At 68.7% G+C, this 21,142-nt stretch carries 23 protein-coding genes; 7 read left to right on the top strand and 16 right to left on the bottom strand.

All coding sequences use genetic code 11. From position 1 onward, the window contains the following. Positions 1-149 precede the first annotated feature (149 nt). Positions 150-371, bottom strand: coding sequence for a hypothetical protein (locus tag ACERLL_RS16775; RefSeq protein ID WP_373657254.1), 222 nt, complete (start codon positions 369-371; stop codon positions 150-152). Then, positions 358-870 carry a hypothetical protein gene (locus ACERLL_RS16780; RefSeq protein WP_373657255.1) on the bottom strand — a complete coding sequence of 171 codons (513 nt, stop codon included), beginning with the start codon at positions 868-870 and terminating at the stop codon, positions 358-360. Before ACERLL_RS16780 ends, ACERLL_RS16775 begins: the two co-directional genes overlap by 14 nt. A gap of 389 nt (positions 871-1,259) precedes the next feature. Here ACERLL_RS16780 and ACERLL_RS16785 point away from each other — a divergent pair, with 389 nt between their 5' ends. Further along, positions 1,260-2,156, top strand: a complete 897-nt coding sequence (locus tag ACERLL_RS16785; protein ID WP_373657256.1) for a DUF4382 domain-containing protein — start codon at positions 1,260-1,262, stop codon at positions 2,154-2,156. Between the two features lie 75 nt (positions 2,157-2,231). Here ACERLL_RS16785 and ACERLL_RS16790 read toward each other — a convergent pair whose 3' ends face one another. Continuing rightward, positions 2,232-2,450 (bottom strand): ChaB family protein, encoded by a 219-nt coding sequence (locus ACERLL_RS16790; RefSeq protein WP_373657257.1) that lies wholly within the window; start codon positions 2,448-2,450, stop codon positions 2,232-2,234. Between the two features lie 214 nt (positions 2,451-2,664). Here ACERLL_RS16790 and ACERLL_RS16795 point away from each other — a divergent pair, with 214 nt between their 5' ends. Continuing rightward, positions 2,665-3,858 (top strand): multidrug effflux MFS transporter, encoded by a 1,194-nt coding sequence (locus ACERLL_RS16795; RefSeq protein WP_373657258.1) that lies wholly within the window; start codon positions 2,665-2,667, stop codon positions 3,856-3,858. A 298-nt stretch (positions 3,859-4,156) separates the two neighbouring features. After that, the gene (locus ACERLL_RS16800) at positions 4,157-6,058 is read left to right on the top strand and encodes a response regulator (protein ID WP_373657259.1); all 1,902 of its coding nucleotides are present in this window, start codon (positions 4,157-4,159) and stop codon (positions 6,056-6,058) included. 25 nt (positions 6,059-6,083) lie between these two features. Here the strand turns inward: ACERLL_RS16800 and ACERLL_RS16805 are convergent, their stop codons facing one another. From ACERLL_RS16805 to ACERLL_RS16825, 5 genes are all read right to left on the bottom strand, one after another. Further along, positions 6,084-6,689 (bottom strand): class I SAM-dependent methyltransferase, encoded by a 606-nt coding sequence (locus tag ACERLL_RS16805; RefSeq protein ID WP_373657260.1) that lies wholly within the window; start codon positions 6,687-6,689, stop codon positions 6,084-6,086. Positions 6,690-6,776: 87 nt separating this feature from the next. Next, positions 6,777-7,187 carry an alternative ribosome rescue aminoacyl-tRNA hydrolase ArfB gene (arfB, locus tag ACERLL_RS16810; RefSeq protein ID WP_373657261.1) on the bottom strand — a complete coding sequence of 137 codons (411 nt, stop codon included), beginning with the start codon at positions 7,185-7,187 and terminating at the stop codon, positions 6,777-6,779. After that, positions 7,168-7,848, bottom strand: a complete 681-nt coding sequence (locus ACERLL_RS16815; RefSeq protein WP_373657262.1) for an adenosylcobinamide amidohydrolase — start codon at positions 7,846-7,848, stop codon at positions 7,168-7,170. The genes arfB and ACERLL_RS16815 overlap by 20 nt, the downstream gene beginning before the upstream one ends. 104 nt (positions 7,849-7,952) lie before the next feature. Continuing rightward, the gene (locus ACERLL_RS16820) at positions 7,953-8,786 is read right to left on the bottom strand and encodes a RibD family protein (protein ID WP_373657263.1); all 834 of its coding nucleotides are present in this window, start codon (positions 8,784-8,786) and stop codon (positions 7,953-7,955) included. Between the two features lie 136 nt (positions 8,787-8,922). After that, positions 8,923-9,627: a DUF429 domain-containing protein gene (locus ACERLL_RS16825; RefSeq protein WP_373657264.1), complete on the bottom strand. Its 705-nt coding sequence runs from the start codon at positions 9,625-9,627 to the stop codon at positions 8,923-8,925. Positions 9,628-9,921: 294 nt separating this feature from the next. On the opposite strand from ACERLL_RS16825, the gene mltF reads away from it, so the two are divergent. Further along, positions 9,922-11,313, top strand: coding sequence for a membrane-bound lytic murein transglycosylase MltF (mltF, locus tag ACERLL_RS16830; RefSeq protein ID WP_373657265.1), 1,392 nt, complete (start codon positions 9,922-9,924; stop codon positions 11,311-11,313). 35 nt (positions 11,314-11,348) lie between these two features. Here mltF and ACERLL_RS16835 read toward each other — a convergent pair whose 3' ends face one another. After that, the gene (locus ACERLL_RS16835) at positions 11,349-12,365 is read right to left on the bottom strand and encodes an LLM class flavin-dependent oxidoreductase (RefSeq protein ID WP_373657266.1); all 1,017 of its coding nucleotides are present in this window, start codon (positions 12,363-12,365) and stop codon (positions 11,349-11,351) included. Positions 12,366-12,568: 203 nt separating this feature from the next. Here ACERLL_RS16835 and ACERLL_RS16840 point away from each other — a divergent pair, with 203 nt between their 5' ends. Together ACERLL_RS16840 and ACERLL_RS16845 are read left to right on the top strand one after the other, a co-directional pair. Next, complete coding sequence (locus ACERLL_RS16840) at positions 12,569-13,699, top strand: PQQ-dependent sugar dehydrogenase (protein WP_373657267.1); 1,131 nt, start codon at positions 12,569-12,571, stop codon at positions 13,697-13,699. 34 nt (positions 13,700-13,733) lie between these two features. Continuing rightward, positions 13,734-13,934: a CPXCG motif-containing cysteine-rich protein gene (locus tag ACERLL_RS16845; protein WP_373657268.1), complete on the top strand. Its 201-nt coding sequence runs from the start codon at positions 13,734-13,736 to the stop codon at positions 13,932-13,934. Between the two features lie 14 nt (positions 13,935-13,948). Here the strand turns inward: ACERLL_RS16845 and ACERLL_RS16850 are convergent, their stop codons facing one another. Both ACERLL_RS16850 and ACERLL_RS16855 read right to left on the bottom strand, forming a co-directional pair. Then, positions 13,949-14,176 carry a hypothetical protein gene (locus ACERLL_RS16850; protein ID WP_373657269.1) on the bottom strand — a complete coding sequence of 76 codons (228 nt, stop codon included), beginning with the start codon at positions 14,174-14,176 and terminating at the stop codon, positions 13,949-13,951. 264 nt (positions 14,177-14,440) lie between these two features. Continuing rightward, the gene (locus ACERLL_RS16855; protein ID WP_373657270.1) at positions 14,441-15,106 is read right to left on the bottom strand and encodes an SDR family oxidoreductase; all 666 of its coding nucleotides are present in this window, start codon (positions 15,104-15,106) and stop codon (positions 14,441-14,443) included. Between the two features lie 164 nt (positions 15,107-15,270). Between ACERLL_RS16855 and ACERLL_RS16860 the strand changes: the two genes are divergently transcribed. Further along, a complete protein-coding gene (locus tag ACERLL_RS16860) occupies positions 15,271-16,263 on the top strand; it encodes a hypothetical protein (RefSeq protein ID WP_373657271.1) in 993 nt (330 codons plus the stop codon). 14 nt (positions 16,264-16,277) lie between these two features. Here the strand turns inward: ACERLL_RS16860 and ACERLL_RS16865 are convergent, their stop codons facing one another. From ACERLL_RS16865 to ACERLL_RS16885, 5 genes are all read right to left on the bottom strand, one after another. After that, positions 16,278-17,279 carry a zinc-dependent alcohol dehydrogenase family protein gene (locus ACERLL_RS16865; protein ID WP_373657272.1) on the bottom strand — a complete coding sequence of 334 codons (1,002 nt, stop codon included), beginning with the start codon at positions 17,277-17,279 and terminating at the stop codon, positions 16,278-16,280. Between the two features lie 106 nt (positions 17,280-17,385). After that, positions 17,386-18,147, bottom strand: coding sequence for an ABC transporter permease (locus ACERLL_RS16870; protein WP_373657273.1), 762 nt, complete (start codon positions 18,145-18,147; stop codon positions 17,386-17,388). Beyond that, a complete protein-coding gene (locus ACERLL_RS16875) occupies positions 18,144-19,157 on the bottom strand; it encodes an ABC transporter ATP-binding protein (RefSeq protein ID WP_373657274.1) in 1,014 nt (337 codons plus the stop codon). Before ACERLL_RS16875 ends, ACERLL_RS16870 begins: the two co-directional genes overlap by 4 nt. Before the next feature lie 318 nt (positions 19,158-19,475). After that, a complete protein-coding gene (locus tag ACERLL_RS16880) occupies positions 19,476-20,069 on the bottom strand; it encodes a TetR/AcrR family transcriptional regulator (RefSeq protein ID WP_373657275.1) in 594 nt (197 codons plus the stop codon). Beyond that, the gene (locus tag ACERLL_RS16885; protein WP_373657276.1) at positions 20,059-21,078 is read right to left on the bottom strand and encodes an aldo/keto reductase; all 1,020 of its coding nucleotides are present in this window, start codon (positions 21,076-21,078) and stop codon (positions 20,059-20,061) included. Before ACERLL_RS16885 ends, ACERLL_RS16880 begins: the two co-directional genes overlap by 11 nt. Positions 21,079-21,142 lie beyond the last annotated feature (64 nt).

Here is a 21,142-nt window from a genome sequence, read left to right on the forward strand (position 1 = left end):
GGTCTTCAATCTGTTCGTACTGTGCTTGGGTGATTTCCATTAGCACAGTATATCAAATAGCGTTAACAGGCCCTAGGGGGCTCCAAGCCTGAGCGGGGGGTACCCCGGCAAACGCCGTTTCACCGGTGCGGCACCGGTGAAACGGCGGATCATTCGGGAAGCAGGGACTGCGGGGACTGGCCCGTGGGGGCGGGCGGATCGAGGGCCCCGGCGTGGTAGGCGAGCTCCAGGGCGTCCTGCAGCCACTTGAGCCGCTGCGCGGGCGTGCGGAGGAGAAAGGCCTCGCGGCGCAAACGGTCGGCGTCGGCCCATCCCCCCCAGGGATCGGCGGCTTCCGATGCGGGCAGCGGCGTCGGCTTACTTCCGGTCATGGTCCCCTCTCTGCTGGATCTCCCGCAGCCTCCGGGCATCCTCCTGGTCCGAGTCCCGCCCGGTGGCCTCCTTGAGGGCGATCAGGTCCTCAATGGCGGCCAGATGGCAGCGGCCATCGGGGAGCTCCACGTCCCGGGCCCGCTCCCACATACCCCCGAAAGGGAGGGGCGATTCGACGAACAAGTCTACCGTAGGGGAATTCCCGGATGCATCCCAGAAGCTGAACACGGTGAGCCCCTCCCGCTCGATCCAGTCGCGCCGCTGGTCGGGATCGGCGAATCCCTGGGGATCCACGGGCGCCCCGGCCTGGAAGCCCTGGGCCAGTAGGGTCTCCACGGCGCGCCGGGCATTGTCCGGCTCAAGATCCACCACCAGATCGATGTCGGCTGTCAGGCGGTCCAGCCCGTGGAGAACGGTGGCCAGTCCGCCGACAACCACGTAACGCACCCCGGCCGCATTCAAGGCCTCGAAAACGCGGGTAAAGTTGGTAGGCGCCAAACCGAACCCCGAAAACGGGCCGCCCGGGGGCGGCGGGATCATACCGGGCGGGCGCTCGGACCGCCGGACTGCGGGCCGGGATTCGTCCCGGCGCTCCTCTGGAAATTATTTCCCGCAACGCATCGCTTCTCAACCCGGGCGACGCCCTCCGGCGCCGAAAGCCTCCGCATGTCAAGTCTTTTTACGCTTCCCGGCCGGACGCGCGGTCCCTGTCCCGGAGTCTCGCCGACAGCAGTGGTTGCCGAATGGCTCCCCCAGACACCATGCCCTTCCCGGCCGGGGTGGCCTGTTCCGCGGTTTACAGGTAGGGTCGATTATCGTTTTTTTCAAACTCGTTCTCGGAGAGGAAATATCAACACCTCCGGGAACCAGCCGAAAATGGGGGGATCATGCAGACTGGACTGGGTTTGCGGACGCTGGGCGCCTGCTTGGGCGCCGCCTTGCTGGCCGCCTGCGCGGCGGAGGAGAACGGGACCACCGGAAGCCTCACCCTGGGAGTCACCGATGCCCCGGTGGACCAGGCGGCGGAGGTGGTGATGTCCTTCACCGGTGTCACGGTGAAGCCGGCGGAAGGCCCGGCCGTGGAGCGAAGCTTCGAGGAAGCCCGATCAGTGGATCTGCTGGCGCTCACGGGAGCCGCCCGGGAGAAGCTGCTGGACGGGGTCGCGATACCCGCGGGGGCGTACAGCTGGATCCGCCTGCACGTGGCGGCGGAACGGGGAGCCACCGACTCTTACCTGATGCGCAACGGGGAGAAGCATTCGCTGTACGTCCCCAGCGGCGGGCAGACCGGACTGAAGCTGGTTCGCGGCTTCACGCTCCAGGAAGACGGGAAGGCGGATTTCACGGTGGATTTCGAGCTGCGCAAGTCCATCCACCAGCCCCAGTCGGGCTCCGGCTATCAGCTACGCCCGAGCCTCCGGCTGGTGGACAATTCCTCCACGGGCCACCTGGAGGGCGTGGTGAGTGGCAGCTACGTCACCAACAAGTGCGGCGGCAGCGGGAACGGCCTCGCGGTGTATGTCTACGCCGGCGCGGACGCAACACCCGTGGATCTGGACGGCAGGGAGCCCGAGCCCGTGACCACCGCGCTGGTGGAACAGGACGACGAGAACGGCGCCTATGCCTATGCCGCCGGTTACCTGCCGAAGGGCGATTACACCGTGGCCTTCACCTGCAAGGCCGACAACGACGATCCGGAGCTGGACGACAGCGACGTGGGCCTGCGGGACGCGGCCAACGTGGAGATCGTCGCCGGGGAGACGACGACGCACGACTTCCCGTAGGCCTTTCCGCCCGCAAGGCGAGCACCTGCAAAGGCCCGGCGCAGCCGGGCCTTCCTACATCCCGGCCGGCCGAGCTCATTCCTTCTTCACCCACTCGCCGTTGTCGTTCTTGGTGTAATCCAGCTTCACCATGCTCCAGGCCACCCGCATGGCCACCTCCTCGCGGGGTTCATCGGGGTCCCTGCGGCTCCTTGGATCGGCGTATTCCTCGTAGGCGGAATTGTAAGCCTCCTTGAAGACCTCCTGCCCGCCCTCGGGCAGGTTGTTGCGGACCTGCTCGGGAAGCTCCTCCAACCGATCCTAAGGCATGGCGTTTCTCCGCACGGAATCTTTCCAAAACCCATCCCCTATCCCGCCGGCGGCGATCGCGCAAGCCGGGGAAGCCCCATTACCGGGAGCGGCCGAACGGACGCGCCCCCTAGGACCCTTCGGTCCTACAGGGCTTGCGGAATTTGCTAGGCTACCTGTCCGCTGGCCGCATTCACGCAATCACCTGGACAAGCCGCCCATGAACCATTCGCGCCTCGCCCTGCTACTGGGCGCATCGGTGGCCGTCAGTCCGCTGGCCATGGACGCCTACCTGCCCGCTTTTCCGGAGATCGCCCGGACCTTCGGGATCCCCAACCATCAGGTGGGGATGTCCGTGAGCATCTACCTGCTGGGGCTGGCGTTGGGCCACCTGATCGGCGGCCCGCTTTCGGACCGCTACGGGCGGCAGCGCGTCATGCTCGGCGGGCTGGGCATGTTCGTGGCGGGCAGCCTGCTGCTGGGCTTCAGCGCTTCCTTCGACGCGCTGCTGGGCTGGCGTTTCCTGCAAGCCCTGGGGGGCGGCTTCTGCGTGGTGAGCGTCCCGGCCATCGCCCGCGATCACACCAGCGGCGCGGAAGGGGCGCGCCTGTTCAGCCTCATCGCCCTGGTGACCTTCGTGGCGCCAGCCACGGCCCCCACCATCGGCACCGGCATCCTCCACCTCACCAGCTGGCCCGGGATCTTCTTCTTCCTGGCCCTGTACGCCGCCACCATCGCGGTCTTGCTCCGGGTCACCCTATTCCGCAGCTACCCGCATCAGCCCGGCCACTGCGCGCCGCTCCACACCCTGGTGACCAACTACCTGCACGTGCTGCGGCACGGTACCGCCATGCGCCTGCTCGGCATCCAGGCTTTGGTGTTCAGCGTAATGATGGTGTACATCACCCACGGCTCGTTCATACTCCAGGACTGGTACGGACTGTCCAAGCCCGTGTTCTCCGCCATCATGGCCGGCACCGTCGGCGCCATGGCGGCGTTCAACATCTCCAACAGGTGGCTCCTGCGCCGCTGGTCGCCCGCCATCATCCTCCGCGCCGCCGTCCTGCTCCAGGCCGCCGCCCTGCTCTATCTGGTGGCGGTGGTCCATACGAGCCCCCGCTTGGCGCTGTTCCTTCCCGGGCTGATCCTGGCCCTCGGCAGCTTCGGTGCCGGCGTGCCCAACACCTTCTCCCTGTTCCTGGAATTCTTTCGGGAGATGGCCGCCACCGCCGCGGCCCTGATGGGCGCGCTGCGATTCAGCATCGCCGGCACCATCAGCGGCCTTTCCTCCCAGGTCGTGGGCGGCAGCCTGTCCATGGTGGTGCTGATGATGGCGGGCTGCTCCCTGACGGCCCTCTTCCTGGCCTGGAACACCCCCCATGCTGTGGCCCGGAGCGGCGAGCAGCCGTCGTAGCTCCGGGCCACCTACCCCCTAGCGCCTAATGGCATTCCCGGAAAGACGTCCCCGTATGCCCGCAGCTTCGGGATAGAACCGGCGGTTCACGGGACCAAATCCTGAGGACCGAATCGCGACGCACCGGCGTTCAGGCCCTCCCGGACCCACGCCCGAGGCCGGGGACCCGGGACGACCCAACTCCTGCGCCCCTCGAAAAAGCCTCCCGATTTCGTCGAGAATGATCTGCAAGACCCTTTTCCCCTGCTAGGCCGGATACCGATTTTCATTAGCCGATACCGGGCTACCGGGAGCAACCATGTCGTCACCGGGCAGCGCCAACGCCTCCGGGGTGGATTTTCAGGACGTTCTCGAAGCATCGCAGGACCTCTACGCCCTGGTGGCCCCCGATCCGCCGGATTTCACACTTCTGGCGGCCCGCGACGGCTATGTGCGCAGTGCCATGCGCCCCCGGGAGGAGCTGATCGGACGGAGCATCTTCGATGCCTTTCCGCAGAACCCCGAAGTGCCGGAGGGTCAGGGCGGCAGCGTGCTGAGCGCCTCCTTCGAGCGGGTCCTGCGCAACAAGCAGACCCACAGCATCGGAACCTTCCGCTACGACGCCCCGGACCCCCAAAGCCCGGCGCAGTTCGCCGAACGCTACTGGAGCCCCCGCAATATCCCCGTTCTCGACGGGGAAGGCGAAGTACGCTACATCCTGCACCGAGTGGACGAGGTCACCGACTTCGTCCTGCGCGAGCGCTTCCAGGCTCCCCGCACCTCCAATGTCCGCGGCTCCAAAGAGGGCAAGCACGTGCTCATCGCCGAAGCCGACCCTGGCCGACGCCATTACCTGGAGCAGCTATTCACCACGCAGTGGCACGTGCAGACCGCCGCTTCGGCCCGGGAGGCCCTGGACGAGATCCAGCGCCACATGCCGGACGTGGTCTTCACGGGCATGGACCTGCCCGATCTACAGGGGGACGAGCTCACCAAGATGCTCCGGCAGGAATCGCATACCTCCGATCTGCCGGTAATCCTCACCCTGGCCAAGGCCAGTCCCCGGCAGTTCCGCGAGGCCTTCCGGGCCGGCGCCAACGAGGTGGTGAGCGGCCAAGCCTCGGCGCGGGAGCTGATCGCGCGCGCCGAGGCCCAGGTGGCGGCGGCCGAGCTGCGCAACCCCCTTACCCCCATCGCCAATATTGCCCAGCTCCTGCAGCTGAAGAAGGACGACATGGGATCGACGCAGCTGGAGGAAGCCTCCACAGTGCTGCCCCGGCAGATTACCCACCTGACCCGCATCGTCGACGACCTCCTGGACCTCTCCCGGATCGACCGGGGCCGGATCACCCTCCAGGAAGAGGCCGTGGACCTGCGCGGCGTGGTCCCGCAGGCGGTGGAATCCATTCCGAGCCTACACGAGGGGGACAGCCACGACTTCGCCCAATCCCTCCCCGAGCACCCCCTGGTGGTTAACGGCGACCCGGTCCGCCTCACCCAGGTCCTGACCAACCTCCTCGACAACGCCGTGAAGTACACTCCCAGCGAGGGCTGGATCCGGCTGGAGGCATCCCGGGAGGGCCAATGGGCGGTCCTGCGGGTCCTGGATAACGGTTCCGGCATCGAGCCGCACTTCCTGCCGAGGCTGTTCGACACCTTCGAGCGCGGCCCCAACCGGAGCACCCAGACCATGGGCCTGGGACTGGGCCTGCCCCTGGTTCGCCGCCTGACGGAGCTCCACGGCGGCACGGTGGAAGTCCATAGCCCCGGATCCGGCCAGGGCAGCCGGTTCTCCGTGTACCTGCCCGCCGCCGAGGCACAAACCGAGCGGAGTGGTCTCACCCAGGAGGCATCCGCGGCGTCCTCGGGCCGGGTCCTCGTAGTGGAGGACAACGAGGACGTGGCCAGCTCGCTGCGCTTCCTCCTCGAGGCGTTGGGCCAGGAGGTGGAGCACGCCGCCTCGGGGAAGGCCGCCCTGGAGGCCATGGAACGGAGCCGCCCGGCGCTCGTCCTCCTGGACATCGGGCTGCCGGACAGGAACGGCTTCGAGGTGGCCGGCGAGCTGCGCCGCTCCTCGCGTGGCACCCCCCTGGTGGCGCTCTCCGGGCACCCGCTCTCCAACTTCCCGGACGAGCCCGCGGAGGTCTTCGACGAATACCTGCTCAAGCCGCCCACTCTGGAGCGCCTGAAGCAGGCCTTGAGCCGAATGCGGGACGACTGACACGGAGGGCGCGCGGGTACCGGGATCAGGCCTCCGGCCGCTGCAGCAGGATGACGTCCGAGCCGATGAACCGGGCCGCCAGTCCCTCCTGCCGGGTCCACCATTCGAAGGTGGTCCGGGAGAAGAAGCCAATGTGGGTGGGATCGCGGATATAGTGCCAGGCGGCGAAGCGCTCGCGATCGAGGACCAGCTTGGTCATGAGGCCGAGCCAGCCCCCAGGCCGCAGCAGCGTCGCCAGGCGGCGCAGCTCCTCGCCGGGACGGGCCAGGTGCTCCACCACCTCCGTGGCGGTGATGAAATCGAGGCCGGAACGCAGGGCGGCGCGGTCCGGAGCGTAGAAGGGATCGTAGAGTGCCACCCGGTGGCCGGCCTCCTCCAGCATGGCGGCGAGCGCGGGAGCCGGACCGCAGCCGAAATCCAGGCCGGAGGCGCGGGCCGGCAGCCGCGCCATCAGCGGCTCCGCAAGCCGGCTCAGGAACCGCCGGTAGCCGGGATCGTCCGGGCGGTTCTCGTGGCGATCGTATTCGGCCCGCTCCGCCGCGGGCGAAAGGTGGTAGCGCGGCGGCACGAAGACGAAGCCGCATTCCGCGCAGCACAGGTACCGACGCCGGCCGTCCGCGTGATAGGGCATTGCCTCCCCCCGCCCGCAGAGCGGACAATCCGCCTCCCGCACCTTCCCGCCCTCCCCTGGATGGCCGGTCTGCGCCGGCATGCTGGTTCAATACACCTTGCGGCGCAGGGCCTTCTTCTCCTTGTGCCGCTTCTTGGCTTCCATGCGCCGGCGCTGGGAGGCCCGGCTCGGCCGGGAGGCTCGGCGTTTCGCGGGCCGCTGCCCGGCGCTCTGGACCAGGGCCTGCAGCCGGTTCAGGGCCTCGGCCCGGTTCTGCTCCCGGGTGCGATGATTCTGGGCCTTGATGACCACCACGCCGTCCTTGGTGATCCGCCGGTCCCGCATGGCCAGCATCCCTTGCCGGTAGTGCTCGGGCAGGGAGGAGGCCCGGACATCGAAGCGCAGATGCACGGCGCTGGCCACCTTGTCTACGTTCTGGCCGCCGGCCCCCTGGGCACGCACGGCCGTGATCTCGATTTCCTGGTCGGGAATCCCGACCTTATTGGAGATCCGAAGCATCGCGCCCCTCCGTCATGGCCAGGGAGGCGCCCACCGCCTCGCGCACCGCGGCGGCCAGCGCCTGTCCGGAGGCGGTATGGTAACCGGTAAAGGCCGTGCGGTCCCCGGGCCGGGCAACGACGGCCACGGCATCGGTGCCCGTGCCGGTGGCCGGGCGCCGGGAGCCCGGGACGGTCCGGCCGAGATCGCCGAGCACGGCGGTCTTGGCCTCCGCGACCAGGGCCAGCGCCTCCGCCCGGGCCGAGGCGGTCAGCTCCTGCCCGGTGACTGCGATCACGTTGATGGTGCCGGGACCCGCCGGCTCCGGGGCCGGATCACCGGCATGATGGGCATTGCTGGTGCCGACGGTTGCGAGCACGGACCAGAGGGGCGCCTGGCGTGGCGCCCGGGCCAGGCCGAGATCCTCGGCGGAAACCCCGGTCATGAGTCCGGTGAGCGGGCCCCGCCAGCCCTGCTCGGCGGCCAGCCGCTCGAAGGCCGCGGCGGGATCGGCGCAGGCCGCATGGCAGTCCGGGCCGTGCACGCAGAGATTCACCACCCGCCGGACCCGGACGTCCCCTCCGCCCACCGGGGCGGAGGAAAGCACCGGTCGCGGGCTGTCGAAATGGAGCGCGTTCCAGCGTGGATGGCGCTCCAGGTGGACGCCGGGAGGAAATTGCATGGGCCGGGCCGCGGGCTTGGAGAAGGGAGGCCAAATCTAGCAGATGGGCCCTCCGAGCCCAATGGCCCGCAGCGACTGCGGGCGACCGAGCCGCTTCGCTCCGCTCAGTGGCCCAGCTCGAAGGAGGAGAACCACTGCCCGGTCCCCTTGGGCTTCTGCGGGTCGTAGTACAGGGTATTGAGCCTGAGCCGGCCCGCGTCCCCGAGCAGGGGTCCGGAGGCCAGGGTGTGAAAGGCCTCGCCGCCGATGATCTGGTGGGTCAGGGTCACGTACAGCCGAGACAGGGCCCGGTCCCGGAGTACCGTCTCCATCATCTCCGGCCCGGCGAGGAGATACAGGCGAGTATAGCCCCGCCGTCCGAGGACGCCGGTCATGGCTCCCCCCTCCACGGACCGCCCGGTCCCGGCGAAGTGCACGTCGAGGCCGCGCTCCCGCCAATGCCGCACGCGGTCCTGCGGCGCGTCCTCGCCGGTGATGATGTGCACCTGCTGTTTGTGCGCCTCCAGGGACGGCGGCAGGGGAAAATCCAGCCGGCGGCTGACGATGGCCACGTCGGGCTGCTCGGTGAGGCCCCGCTCGTGCCGCCAGGCGCCGATATCGCGGGCTTCCTCCGATATCCCCACCTGCAGGATGTCCCCGAACTTGCCCTCTGCCAGGGCCCGCAGATAGCCACCGTGGGTGACCTGGCAGTCCGCCTGCGCCTGCAGCTCCTGGAATAGCCGCCAATCATGGCTGTTGGCGAGTCCCTCCAGCACGTAGGGCTCGTCGGTATCCGCCTCCGCGGCGGCGATGCGGCCGTCGATGCTGGATACGAAGTTGGCGTATACGAAAGGAGCTTCCGGCGTCCCCCGGCCCCGTATGTCGTGGGACAGGTAGGTACCCTCCAGGGTCCGTTCCGTCCCGGGCTCGGGATACAGCTCCATGATCTCCGCGCCCATGGCCTCCTCCTGATCCGATGCCGTTCATGCGGCGGCCCCGCGTCGGAGCCTCGGCTCCTATTGGGTTGGGTGGCGCGGGCGCGGATTGGTTTCCCGACAGGCGGCCGGGCTCCCCCCCGGAGGCGGGGCAGGACCGCTAGGCCAGGATCTCCATGGGCAGGCCCCCGGCGTCCCGCTCCGGATCTTCGGGCAGGCGGACGGCCCGGCCCGCTGCGATGCGCCGGGCCGTCCAGAGAACGGCCACCGCATCCAGCAGGTCGTCCCCGGCGAACCCGTCCGGCGGAAGGTCCGCCCGGGCGCGGTCCAGGCGGCCGCCCAGGTACCCTTCCACCAGGGCCGCGCGCTCCCGGCCGCCCGCCACGCTCCGCTTGTTATGGGTCATGGGCGCACCGCCGTTCCAGACCGCGAAGCTCACCTCCGGGTGCACCTCCCGAACCCAGCCCGGCCGGTCGGATCCGGCCACCAGAAAGGCGTCCATCTCCCGGATCTTGGGCAGGATATTCCACGCCTGCCGGGACAGCCTGGACCCGTGAATCCGGTCGCCGATGCGGCAGGCCTCCGCATGGGAGCTCGCTTCGAGCATGGGGCGGATGGGCGGCGGGAAGACGCTGCTTGAGCGGGGCCGGCCCAGGAGCCGCCGGGCCGCCCGGTCACAGGTCCGGACGCCGCGCTCCGGCAGTCCGATGGGGATGTCGGCGCCCACCACCCGTGGTCGGGGCTCCAGAAAGGTCAGCTCCTCCAGTTCATGAAGGATCCGGGCCGCCAGGCGACCGTTTTCCGGGTCGCCCCACAGGCACAGCCAGCCGCCCCTGCATCCGTCCAGTCCCGCCACCACCGTCATTCCTGCTTGCGCCTCCCGCGCTTTTCCGGGCCCGCATCGCGCTCCGCTTCACGCGTCCCGGACCGGCCTGCGGCGATCATCCGCGCTAAGCTCCGCGGAGCCTGTCGCAAGGGGGCGGACAGGCGACCGGGATCGCACCGCAGTTTCATTCCAGCCTGCCCCGCGCACCGGCTCGGGGCCCGTAAGGGGTGTACCCCCCCCCTTTTCAAGGGACTGCCCGTATGATGGCGGCCGCATTTGGGCTATGCTCCGACCCCAGAAGCCACCGTTTTTCCACTGTCACGGAGCGTATCCTTGGGCTTCCGGATCTACCATTTTCTGGTTCTTTCCTGTTTCCTCCTAGCGGCCTGCGATGACCGCCCCGCGGAGCAGTCCAGCGCCCGCAGCCTGGAGGAGATCAAGGCGTCCGGGAAGCTCGTGGTGCTGACCCGCAACGCGCCCACCACCTGGTACATCGACCGCGACGGCGAGGCCGCCGGTCCGGAGTACGAGATGGCACGGGACTTCGCGGAGCATCTGGGCGTGGAGGCGGAATTCAAGCTCCGCCCCAGCCTGGGCGCCATCCTGGACAGCCTCCAAGAAGGAGCCGGGGACCTGGCTGCGGCGGGCCTGACGCCCACCGACCAACGCCGAAAGCACTTCCGTTTCGGGCCGGGCTACCAGGACGTCACCCAGCAGGTGGTCTGCCGCAGGGACAATGTCCAGCCGGAGCGGGTGGCGGACCTCGCGGGCCTCGACCTCGCTGTGGTGGCGGACAGCAGCTACGCGGAGCGTCTTCGGGCCCTAGAGCCGGAGCACCCCGAGCTGCGCTGGCGGGAGATCCCGGAAACGAGCACCGAGGAGCTGCTGCAGAGCGTATGGAAGCGCGAGATCGACTGCACGGTGGCGGATTCCACCATCGTCGACATCAACCGCCGTTATTTCCCCGAGCTGAGCGCGCCCTTCAACCTGACCCGGGAGCAGTCCCTGGCGTGGGCACTTCCGGCATCGAGCGCGGACCTGGAGCGGGCCGTGGCGGAATGGCTGGAGGCATACCGCGCCGACAACCGGCTGAGCCGCCTCCAGGAGAAGTATTACGGCTTCTTCGAGGTCTTCGACTACGTGGACACGCGCGTCTACATGCGGCGCATCGACCGCCGATTCCCCAAGTTCCGCTCCTACTTCCGCCAGGCGGCCGAAAAGCACGATCTCCCCTACACCCTCATCGCCGCCCAGGGCTACCAGGAGTCCCACTGGCGCGCGAACGCCCGCAGTCCCACGGGCGTCCGCGGCATCATGATGCTCACCCTGCGCACGGCACGCTCGCTGGGCGTGGAGAACCGGCTGGACCCCAAGCAGAGCATCTTCGGCGGCGCCAAGTACCTGGCCCGCATGAAGAAGCGCTTCAGCGACGAGGTCACCGAGCCCGACCGCACCTGGCTGGCCCTGGCGGCCTACAATGTCGGCCGGGGCCATCTCCACGACGCCCAGAAGCTGGCGCGCAAGAAGGGCCTGAGCCCGTATCGATGGCGCAGCATGAAAAAGGTCCTGCCCCTGCTCGCCGACAAGGACTACTACCGGGACCTGAAGTACGGATACGCCCGCGGCACCGAGCCGGTTCGCTACGTGCGGCGCATCCGCGAGTACCGGCACGTGCTCAAGAACGAGATGCGGCAGCGGGAGGCCCGGGCAGGCGGCGGGGGATAGGACGGCCCGGCGGCGGGGTCTGATGGGGGCCCGGCTCAGGCCCCGGTTCCGGACTCGGCGCCGAGGGACGCATGGGCCTCCGCCAGGAGCTCGAAGGAGCGGAGGGTGGCCGACGGCTCGTACATCTGGGTGGTGGCCATGATCTCGTCGGCGCCGGTCCGCTCCGCGAACCGAGCGAGCCCCGCGCGCACGCTCTCGGGACCGCCCACCACCGAGGCCCACAGCATCTGGCTGACGCGCTCGCGCTCCTCCGGGCTCCAGTGCGCATCCATGTGCTCCACGGGCGGCGGCAGGGGCCCGGGGGTACGGCCGCGCACCATGGAGACGAACTGCTGCTGGACGGCGGTGAACTGGCGACGGGCTTCGGCGTCGCTGTCCGCCGCCGCCACGTTGAGGCCCGCCATGGTGTAGGGGCGATCGAGGTACTCGGAGGGCTGGAAGCGGTGGCGGTAGAGGGAGAGCGCCTCCAGCAGCTGATAGGGCGCAAAGTGCGAGGCGAAGGCATAGGGCAGCCCGAGCTGGGCGGCGAGCTCGGCGCTGTTCAGGCTCGACCCCAGCACCCAGACGGGCACCCCGAGCCCGGCGCCCGGAACGGCCTGCACCGGCCGGTCGGCCCCCGCCGGCCGGAAATAGTCCAGCAGCTCCTCCAGGTCCTGCGGGAAGCGCTCGGCGCCCTCGGTCCGCTCGCGCCGCAGGGCGCGAACCGTGCGCCGGTCGGTGCCGGGCGCGCGGCCCAGCCCCAAGTCGATGCGATCCGGATGGAGGGTGGCCAGGGTGCCGAACTGCTCGGCCACCACCAGCGGCGCGTGATTGGGCAGCATGACGCCGCCGGCACCGACCCGGATGGTCCGCGTGGCCTCGGCCACGTGGCCGATGAGGACGGCGGTGGCCGAGCTGCCGATTCCGGTCATGTTGTGGTGCTCGGCCAGCCAAAAGCGCCGGTAGCCCCAGGCCTCCGCGTGGCGTGCCAGCTCGCGGGTGTGCCGGAAGGCGTCGGCGGCGTCGCCGCCCTGCCGGATGGGTGCCAGGTCCAGGATGGAAAGCGCGGTCACGGCGGACTCCTTTCGCGGTTCCGGGCCTACCCGACCCTCCATGCCGGGGCCGGGCGGGAGCGCCCACGGCAGTCTAACCCACTATCCGGCCCCGCGCCGAGCATCCTTTCCGGAATGGCAATACCCGGAAAGGGTTACACGCATCCGCGGGAAACCAGTACAGTACAATCCTGCCCTTTTCACATCCGCAGGGAGGGGTCCCCATGAAGAGCCGCCGGCTGCTGCAGTTACCGTCCCTCGCCTTGCTGATCCTGGCGCTAGGCGCCGCGCATGCCGAGAAAGCGCCGCCCGTTTCCGACGGGGCGGCGGGCATCCGGGTAGAGACGGTGGCCGAAGGCCTGGAGCACCCCTGGTCCCTGGCCTTCCTCCCGGACGGCGACCTGCTCATCACCGAGCGGCCCGGCTCGCTGCTGCGGCTGGATCCGAAGAGCGGCGAGCGGGTGCGGATCGAGGGCGTTCCGGAGGTTAAAACCCGCACCCAGGGCGGCCTGCTGGACGTGGCCCTGCACCCGGACTTCTCCGACAACCGCTGGGTCTACCTGACCTGGTCCGGCCGCTGCGATTCCGGCAGCGCCACCCACCTCGGCCGCGGAAGGCTGGAAGGCGACCGTCTGGCGGATTTCGAGACCCTGTTCGTGGCCACGCCCTGTGTGGAAAGCCCCCAGCACTACGGCTCCCGGATCGTTTTCGATGGTCGGGGGCACCTGTTCATGACGGTGGGCGAACGGGGGCAGCGCCATCGCGCCCAGGACCTGAGCGACCACAACGGCTCAGTGCTGCGCCTCAATACCGACGGCTCGGTGCCCGAGGACAATCCCTTCGTAGGGCGCGATGACGCCCGGGACGCCATCTACAGCTACGGCCACCGCAATCCGCAGGGAGCGGCGCTGCACCCCGAGACCGGGCGCCTGTGGATCCACGAGCACGGCCCACGCGGCGGCGACGAGATCAACATCCCCGAGCCCGGGCGCAATTTCGGCTGGCCGAAGACCACCTACGGACGCGAATACTCCGGTCCGGAGATCGGACCCGACCGGCTGCAGGGCACCGTCCAGCCGATCCACTACTGGGTGCCCTCCATCGGACCTTCGGGCATGGCCTTCTACACCGGCGACCGCTTCCCCGATTGGCGGGGCGACCTGCTCGTTGGTGCCCTGGACCATACCCACCTGGCCCACCTGACGCTGGACGGCCGGGAGGTGGTCCGAGAGCGGCGCCTGCTCGACGACCGGGGCTGGCGGGTGCGGGCGGTTGCCAACGGACCCGACGGTTTCCTCTACCTCCTCACCGACGCGGACAACGGCCGCCTGGTGCGGCTGCGCCCGGCGGACTGAAGCACCGCCCCCGGACGAGCACGGAGGCCCCGGTATGGACGAGGAACCCCTGCCCGAGATCCCGGTGAGCTGCCCCTATTGCGGCGAGGGCTTTGCCACGCTGGTGGATACCAGCGGCCGGGACGCCGCCTACATCGAGGACTGCCCCGTATGCTGCGCGCCCATCGAATTCACCGTCTCCTGGCCCCCGGATGGCGGGCCGCCGGAGGTGGTCGTGGCGCGTGACGACGATTGACGGGACTGCCGCGCTCAGCTCCGCCGGCTCGCCAGCACCGCGTTCTCGATGAAGTCCCCGGCGCCCTGGTTGATGTCGTTGCCGTGCTGCCGGGTGCTCTCCGCGGCCACCTCCAGAAGCCGGTTCACCTCCGCCTCGGCGAGCACGCCCTTCTCCTCGAGGGCATTGAGAATGGTCATGATCATGGTGGTATTGGCGGTCTGGACCTCCCGGTCCGTGAATCCGCTTTCCTTGCCGGCCATCGCCGTCTCCTCGGCTCGTGTATTTGCAGTGTCTGTCCGTGGGCCTTAACGGCGGACCTCGGTCCGCGCCGGCCGCGAAAATAGGCCGCGGACGCCCGCGGCCTTTACCGGCTCCCCTCCCGGGACCGGTTTAAGGCCCGGGTACAACGTCGCGGCCGGAGGCCGCTCCCACGCATCCTGCTCCGACCTCAAACGCCCCGTGGGAGGGCCCTCCGGCCCCGACACGGAATCCCGGCTCCGGGAGGTCGGGGCTGGGACCCGCTCCTACCAGGGCAGCACCGAACCGTCCGAATGCCAGAAGGTGCCGGTATTCTCCGGATTCAGCTCGTCCATGCGCCGGATCAGGCGCTCGGCGGCCTCGTCGGGGGTGATATGGCCCTGGTTGCCGGTCATCTCCGTCTTCACGAAGCCCGGATGAAGGATAGCCACGGCGATGCCCCGCGGCCTGAGGTCCACGGCCAGGGACTTGCCCGCGGCGTTCAGCGCCGCCTTGCTCATGCGGTAGCCGTAGCGTCCGCCCGAATCGTTGTCATCGATGGAGCCCATCCGCGAGGTCATCAGACCCACCTTGGCGCCCTCGTTCAGCCGGTCCAGCAGGGCGTGGGTGACCCGAAGCGGACCGAGGGTGTTCACCTCGAACTGCTGCTCCATGGTCTCGAAGTTCATGTTCGAGAGGTTCTCGTCGAGCAGGATGCCGGCGTTGTTATAGAGGAGGTCGATGCGCTCGTCGCCCAGGGCGCCGGGCAGGCGCTGCACGTCCTCGGCCTTGGTCACGTCGATCCCCTCGATGATCCGCACGCCCAGCTCCTTGAGCGCGTCGGAGGGCTGGCGGCATACGGCGATGACCCGGTCGCCCCGCTCGTGCCATTGGCGGGCCAGCTCCAGGCCGATGCCGCGGTTGGCGCCGGTAATCAGGACAGTCTGTGCCATTGAACGCTCCTCAGCCGAAAGTTTTTGGAAATCAGAACGGAAAAGCCTACCAGGACCGCCGGGGTAGGGGCGCGATTCCGGCCACGCCATCCCTGGCCATATTTGGGCGGCACGGGCCACAATCAAGGGGAACCGGCTTCCATCGGCCAAGGAGCGGCACAACCGTGTCACACGCCACTATCGCTGAACAGCGCCTGGACCGCTACGGACCGGAAACGACCACCTACAGCCTCGCCATCATCACCGACGAGGACCAGGCCTCCCAGGTCAGCCTGGAGGACGGTCAGGTGGCCTGGCAGTCCATGCTCCGCTACGACCGGATGCTTCGCTCCCAGGACCCGGAAACCGGCCGGGCCCGCTACGCCTTCGAGGAGGTATCCGAGGCCGAGGGCGGCCGCCACCAGCTCATCAGCCTGGTGGCCGAGGGCGGACGCGGCGCGGAATTCTCCGAGCTGCTCCAGTTCGGCCACAAGCTGCTGGCCTTCGACGACCGCACCGGTCTGGTCTGCGAGATCCGCGACGGCCACAACCTGATTCCCCGTCAGATCCTCATCACCGGCAGCGGCGACGAGAAGTTCAAGGGCTTCAAGGCGGAGTGGGCCACCCTGAAGGACGACCAGATGGTGGTGGGCAGCCACGGCAAGGTGGGCCTCGACGGCGGCGCCGTGGTCCCCGGCAGCGAGGAGTGGGTGAAGCTCATCGACCGGGACTACCGCATCCACAGCGTCAACTGGCACCACCGCTACCAGGCCATGCGCGAGGCGCTGGGCATCGACGCCGCCCGCGGCTACCTAATCCACGAGGCGGCGGAGTGGCATCCCCGCAAGGAGCGCTGGTACTTCTTCCCGCGCAAGATCTCCCGGGAGCCCTTCGACGAGCCCGTGGACGAGCGCGAGCGCGGCGGCAGCACCCTGCTCGTGGCCGACGAGTCGTTCCGTGACATCGAGGTGCGCACGGTGGGCGAGCGCATCCCGGACCGGGGCGTCTCCTCCATCAAATTCATCCCCGGCCACCCGGAGGAGTGCGTGGCCCTGAAGAGCGTGGAGCGCGGTGACGTCACCGAGACCTACGCCTTCTGCTTCGACCTGGACGGCAACATGCTCAGCGACGAGATCTTCCTCGGCGCCTACAAGTGCGAGGGCGTGGAGATCGTCTAGGCCCACCCGGCCGGCTAGGCCTCCGCCGGCCGGTCCACCACCAGCACCCCCGAGCCCTGGAAGGCGCCGCCGCGCAGGGCCTCCAGGGCCTCGTTGGCCTCCTCCAGACCGAAGCGGGTGATCTGCGTGCGTACGGGCACCCTGGGGGCCAGCTCCAGGAATTCCACCCCGTCCCGCCGGGTCAGGTTGGCCACCGAGCGCAGCACCCGCTCCTCCCAGAGCAACCGGTAGGGGAACGCCGGGATATCGCTCATGTGGATGCCGGCGCTCACCACCGTGCCGCCGGGACGGACGGCGGCCAGGGCGGCGGGCACCAGGGCGCCCACCGGCGCGAAGATAATGGCCGCATCCAGCGTCCGGGGCGGCGCCTCGTCCGAGCCCCCCGCCCATGCCGCGCCCAGGGAGCGGGCGAACTCCTGCCCTTCCCGATCTCCCGGCTGGGTGAAGGCATAGACCTCCACGCTCTGGTGGCGGGCCACCTGAATGAGCACGTGCGCGGCGGAGCCGAATCCGTAGAAGCCGACCCGCTCGATCCCGTCCGCCATGCGCCAAGCCCGGTACCCGATCAGCCCGGCGCAGAGCAGGGGCGCCGCCTGCAGATCGGGGAACGCCTCCGGGATGGGGAAGCAGAAGCGGGCATCGGCGGCGCAGTACTCGGCGAAGCCGCCGTCGATGTGATAGCCGGTGAAGCGCGCCTGCTCGCACAGGTTCTCCCGACCAGCCCGGCAATACCGGCACTCACCGCAGGTGGAGCCCAGCCAGGGAACCCCCACCCGGTCTCCCGGACGGAACCCGGTTACCTCCGCACCGACGTCCTCCACCTCGCCCACCACCTGGTGTCCGGGGATCAACGGCAGCTTCGGCTCGTCCAGCTCGCCGTCGATGATGTGCAGGTCGGTCCGGCAGATCCCGCAGGCCCGCACCCGGATCAGGAGCTGGTCCCGCTCCGCCCGCGGCTTGGGCACCTCCTGGAGCTGAAGGGGAGTGCCCACCCCCTCGAAGACCATCGCGCGCATGGCATCCTCGGCGAGCTGTATTCCGGTCGGGTCTCCAGCATACCAACCGCGCCACAAACTACCGAGCCCGGTTCCCGGGACCGCGAAAGGCGCCCTCCGCCGGCCCTCAGGTCTTGAGCCGATAGCCGGTACGGAAGATCCACCAGACCGTGGTCATGCACAGGGCCAGGAACAGCAGGATCATGCCGAGGCTGACGGCGACGCTCACGTCCGCCAGGCCGAAGAAGCTCCAGCGGAAGCCGCTCACCAGGTAGACCACGGGGTTGAACAGGGTCACCGTCTGCCAGACCGGCGGCAGCATGTCGATGGAATAGAAGGTGCCGCCCAGGAAGGTCAGCGGCGTGAGCACCAGAAGCGGCACGAGCTGCAGCTTCTCGAAGTTGTCCGCCCAGATGCCGATGATGAAGCCGAACAGGCTGAAGGACAGGGCCGTAAGCACCAGGAACGCCAGCATCCAGACCGGATGGGCGATCTCCAGGGGCACGAACAGGGCCGCCGTGCCGAGGATGATGAGCCCCAGCACCACCGACTTGGTGGCGGCGGCGCCCACATAGCCGATCACCACCTCGAAGGCGGAAACCGGGGCGGAGAGCACCTCGAAGATGGTACCCGTGAAGCGCGGGAAGAAGATGGCGAAGGAGGCGTTGGACACGCTCTGGGTCAGCAGCATGAGCATGATGAGCCCCGGCACGATGAAGGAGCCGTAGGTGACCCCCTCCACCTCGGTGATGCGCGAGCCGATGGCGGCGCCGAAAACGACGAAATACAGGGAGGTGGAGATCACCGGCGAGACGATGCTCTGGAGCAGCGTGCGCCCGGTGCGCGCCATTTCGTAGCCGTAGATCGCTCGGATAGCGTGGATGTTCATTGCCGTTCCCGCACCAGGCTGACGAAGATGTCCTCCAGGGAGCTCTGCTCCGTGTGGAGGTCGGTGAAATGGATGCCGGCCTCGCCCAGCTCCGTGAGAAGCGCGGCGATGTCCGTGCCCTCGCCGTTGGAATCGTAGGTATAGGTGAGCTCGTAGCCGTCCGCCGCCAGATCCAGGTTGCGGCCGTCCAGGCCCTCCGGGATTCGCTCCAGCGGCTCGGAAAGCTGCAAGGTGAGCCGCTTGCCGCCGAGCTTGCGCATGAGCTCGTTCTTCTCCTCCACCACCACCAGGCTGCCCTTGTTGATGACCCCCACCCGATCGGCCATCTCCTCGGCCTCCTCGATGTAGTGGGTGGTCAGGATCACCGTTACGCCGGTCTCGCGCAGGTGGCGCACCACCTCCCACATGCCATGACGGAGGTCCACGTCCACCCCGGCGGTGGGCTCATCGAGGAACAGCACGCGGGGCTCGTGGGAAAGCGCCTTGGCGATGAGCAGGCGCCGCTTCATGCCCCCGGACAGCGTCATGATCTTGTTGTTTCGCTTGTCCCACAGAGACAGGTCGCGCAGCACCTTCTCGATGTGGTCGGGGTTGGGCGGCTTGCCGAACAGGCCGCGGCTGAAGCTCACCGTGGCCCAGACCGTCTCGAAGGACTCGGTGGTCAGCTCCTGCGGCACCAGGGCCACCCGCGAGCGCGCCTCCCGGTAGGCGGAGAAGTTATCGTGGCCCTCCACGAGCACGCGGCCGGAGGTGGCGTTGACCAGCCCGCAGATGATGCTGATCAGGGTCGTCTTGCCCGCCCCATTGGGGCCGAGCAGGGCGAAGATCTCACCGCGGTGGACCTCCAAGTCGATGTCGCGCAGGGCCTGGAAGCCGGAATCGTAGGTCTTGTTGAGGTTCGAAACGGATATGGCCGGCGTTGTCTCCGGGCGTCCCGCCCCGGAGGCCGGGAAATCGCGATCCAGGTCATGGGGCGCATGCCTGAGCTCGAAATCGTCCTTGCCGTACATCGCTTTGGGGGCTCCCCAGGGTTTTCCGTTGGATGGGAGACGGGTAGAGCACGTGGTTTTCAGCCGGTTAAACGAAACAGCATACCAAGAAGGGACGGGAATACGCCCGGGAACCTCCGGCCCTGGATCGACTCGGGATTGCAGTCGTTAGGATTGGCGCCGTATGGAGGACCGCCCGGTGTCCGGCATGGCCGGAGGTCATACCGTTCGACAACCTTTTCGGGACGGAATGCGGCGGCAACGGGCTCGGTATTGAGGGGATCCGGATCAAGGCAGCCCGCTGCGGACTTCCCCGGGAGGCGAAACGAGGGGCATTGCCTAGTCCGGATGACGTCCCGCCAGGGCGGCGAGCACCATTTGCAGGACCTCCTCGAAGGCCTCGTCGATGCCCGGGTCCTGCCACTGGGCGCTGTGCGCCGGATGGTGGAAGCGCATGGTGGCATCGAAGACCGCGCGCGCGGCGGCTCGCGCGTCGGTGACCGTGAAAATCCCCGCGGCCATCCCGTCCTGGATGATCCGCGCCAGCTGCCCGATCAGCGCCTCCACATGGGCGTCCACCACGCCGCGGGCCTGCTCGGCGAGGGCGTGGTAGGTGGCGAACAATTCCGGGTCGTCGAGCACCTTGCGCCGCTTGGCCCACGCGAGCGCCTGCAGCCATCGCCGCAGACGGTCGTCGGCGGGCCCCTTCTCCGCGGCGATGGCCTCCAGCGGCGCCGATACCCGGGCGAGCCAGCGCTCCGCCACCGCATCGCGCAGGGCGGCCTTGTTCGGGAAGTGCCGATATATGGTCCCGTGGCTGACATCCAGCGCGCGCGCCACATCCACCACCGTAGTCTTCGATGGCCCGAAGCGGCGCAGGACCTCCTCGGCGGCATCCAGAATGCGATCGGCGGTCAGCGGTTCATCCGTCACCGGGCGGGGTCCCTCCTTTGTGCTCGCTGTCCAGCATGGCCATCTGCTCGGCACCATAGCGTTCACCGGCCACCGCGTCCCGGGGCACGGCCGTCTCGATCCGCGCGAGCTCCTCCGCGCTCAGCACCACATCCAGCGCCCCGAGGGATTCCCGCAGCCGCTCGCGGGTACGGGCGCCGATCAAGGGGACGATATCGTCTCCCTGAGCGAGCACCCAGGCGATAGCGAGCTGGGCCACGGAGACGTTCTTCTCCGCCGCGAGGCCGTCCAGAGCCTGAACCAGCGCGAGATTGTTGTCGAGATTGCCGCCCTGGAAGCGCGGCAAATGGCCGCGAAAATCCCGGGCCCGCTCGGACCGGTCCCTGGACCAATGGCCGGAGAGCAGACCCCGCGACAGTACGCCGTAGGCGCTCACGGCGATACCCAGCTCCCGGCAGGCGGGCAGGATCTCCTCCTCGATGCCGCGCGAGAGCAGGGAGTACTCGATCTGCAGCCAGGTGAGTGGATGCTCGCGGTGCGCCCGGCGCAGGGTCTCCGCGCCGGCCTCCGAGAGGCCGAGGTGCCGCACGTGCCCGGCCTGCCGCATCTGCGCCATGGCTCCCACGGTCTCCTCGATGGGCACGTTCGGATCCACCCGGGCGGGCTGGTACAGGTCCACATAGTCGGTGCCGAGCCGCGTAAGCGTATGGGCCAGGAAGTTCTGCACGGCCTCGGGCCGGGCATCGACGCCGGTGAAGCGGCCCGCTGGGTCCCGCAGGGCGCCGAACTTCACGGCGATGAACAGCTCCTCGCGGGGCCGCTCCCAGAGGATTTCCCGCAGAAGCAGCTCATTGTGCCCCATGCCGTAGAAATCCCCGGTATCCAGCAGGGTCACCCCGCAGTCCAGCGCCTCGTTCACGGTGGCGATGGATTCCGCGGGATCCGCGGCGCCGTAGAAATCCGACATGCCCATGCAGCCCAGTCCCAGTGCGGAAACCTCGGGGCCGCCGGCCATTGCGCGCGTATGCATAACCATCCCCCCGCCTGTTCTTCGGTTGCTTGACCCGAAACAGCATGGCTGATCGAATAACAGA

Origin of the sequence: Thiohalorhabdus sp. Cl-TMA, from assembly GCF_041821045.1 — a bacterium.
Classification (GTDB): domain Bacteria; phylum Pseudomonadota; class Gammaproteobacteria; order Thiohalorhabdales; family Thiohalorhabdaceae; genus Thiohalorhabdus; species Thiohalorhabdus methylotropha.